The organism is Parendozoicomonas haliclonae (assembly GCF_900174585.1).
GTDB lineage: Bacteria > Pseudomonadota > Gammaproteobacteria > Pseudomonadales > Endozoicomonadaceae > Sansalvadorimonas > Sansalvadorimonas haliclonae.
On the sequence record NZ_FWPT01000035.1, the window covers coordinates 1 to 862 of the forward strand.

The following is an 862-nucleotide window of genomic DNA, read 5'->3' on the forward strand; positions in this document are numbered from 1 at the left end:
GTAGCCGCAGAGTTCCCAACACAAAGAACCGTGTTGAGCCGCAGATTGAAGAAGCCGTTGTTGAGTACGCCATTCAGGATCCTGCTCACGGTCAGGTCAGAGTCTCCAATGAGCTTCGCAAGAAAGGCATCTTCGTGTCTCCCAGCGGTGTACGGAGCATCTGGATCAGAAACGATCTCGGTAACTTCAAGCAGCGTCTGAAGGCTCTGGAAGCCCGGGTAGCAGAGGATGGCATCATCCTGACCGAGTCCCAGGTAAAGGCGTTAGAGCGTAAGAAGCTGGACGATGAGACTTGCGGTGAAATTGAAACCGCTCATCCTGGCTATCTTGGCTCACAGGACACCTTCTACGTCGAGACCTTCAAGGGTGTAGGCCGGGTTTATCAGCAGACTTACGTTGATACCTACTCCAAGGTCGCACACTGCAAGCTTTACACCACGAAAACACCGATTACCGCTGCAGACTTGCTGAATGACCGCGTGCTTCCGTTCTATGTGGAAGAAAAGCTACCGGTTCTGCGCATTCTGACGGATCGTGGCACGGAGTATTGCGGCAAAGCAGATCAGCACGACTTCCAGCTCTACATCGCTATCAACGAGATTGAGCATACGAAGACGAAAGCCAGACATCCGCAAACCAACGGGATCTGCGAGCGTTTCCATAAAACGATTCTGCAGGAGTTCTACCAGCCGGCTCTGAGAAGGAAAATCTACGAATCTGTAGACGAGCTTCAGAGGGATCTGGACGACTGGTTGGATTACTACAATACTCGTCGCACCCATCAGGGCAAGATGTGCTGTGGGCGCACGCCAATGGAAACGCTGATAGCTGGCAAAGAGATCTGGATGGAAAAATTCATCGA

General features: G+C 52.0%; 1 protein-coding gene. It reads left to right on the forward strand.

Going from position 1 to position 862, the window contains the following annotated elements; all coding sequences use genetic code 11:
• Positions 1–862: IS481 family transposase (locus EHSB41UT_RS24105; protein ID WP_087113427.1), on the forward strand; the 862-nt coding region annotated here is incomplete at both ends.